General features: G+C 73.3%; 1 protein-coding gene. It reads left to right on the top strand.

The annotated features are described in order from the left end of the window. Positions 1-376 precede the first annotated feature (376 nt). Entirely contained in the window at positions 377-772 is a 396-nt protein-coding gene (locus GT045_RS13400) for a luciferase family protein (protein ID WP_161296715.1), read from the top strand. Positions 773-830 lie beyond the last annotated feature (58 nt).

Below are 830 nucleotides of genomic sequence, written 5' to 3'. Positions count from 1 at the left end.
GGCCGCTGCCGCCGGGAGCCGTCGCGGCCCGCCCGCGGGCGCCCTCGGCCGCGCCGGGCGTCCGCCGGTCGCGGGGGGACGGCAGGTGAACCGACGGCAAAGACTGTGTATCGGACGTGCGTGCCGGTGAAGAGCGGAACAACTGCGCGAGCCGCTCGTGCGAGGGGTGGTGGGACGGGTGGTGCGGGGGCCCGCCCGTCCCCGCCCACCTGCGGTTCCACCCCTCATGCGGCATGCGGTGGGGCAACCGGCCGCAGGGGCGGGCCCGTTCGACCGCTGGATGCGTGTACGGGTTCCGGAACGCGCGGCGGATACGGGACGGTTAATGCTCGCTCACGAGCTGGTTGCGGGCGGGTGAGCGCGCCATGATGGGCCCATGACGTTGGCCTCGCGTGCGCTCGCGCAACTGGCGACCTGGCCGGATCTCAGACTGACCGTACCGAGCTGCGGCCTGGGCCGGGCACTGAGTTCGGTCCAGGGTGAGATCGTCCACTTCCACTCCGAGCGTGATGTCGATCTGCACCTCACCGACCGGGCCGTCCGGCGGTTCGCCAAGGACCTCAAGGACTCGGGCGCGATCAGGATCGTGCCCGGCTCACAGTGGGTGACCCTGCGCCTGGACGCCGCCAGCGACGTCGACCTGCTGCTGACCCTGGCGAGCGTGGCGCTCCAGGCCCCGCAGACGTGGCCCGACCCGGCCGACCGGCCGTTCGTCGGCTGCAACGACCAGCGGGGCGCGGGGTTCGTGAAGGCCGACCTCAGCGGCTACTGAGCCGACGGGTCCGGGCGGCCGTCGTCTTCCTCGATCCGGCGGCCGGGGTGTGGCCGTG

This window comes from Streptomyces sp. SID486 (assembly GCF_009865385.1).
Taxonomy (GTDB): Bacteria; Actinomycetota; Actinomycetes; order Streptomycetales; family Streptomycetaceae; genus Streptomyces.
This window is presented reverse-complemented; position numbering and strand designations above follow the sequence as displayed.

Bases quoted from the DNA above. Each gene is read 5' to 3' on its own strand.
- GT045_RS13400 (WP_161296715.1), top strand. From the start codon at position 377: ATGACGTTGGCCTCGCGTGCGCTCGCGCAACTGGCGACCTGGCCGGAT.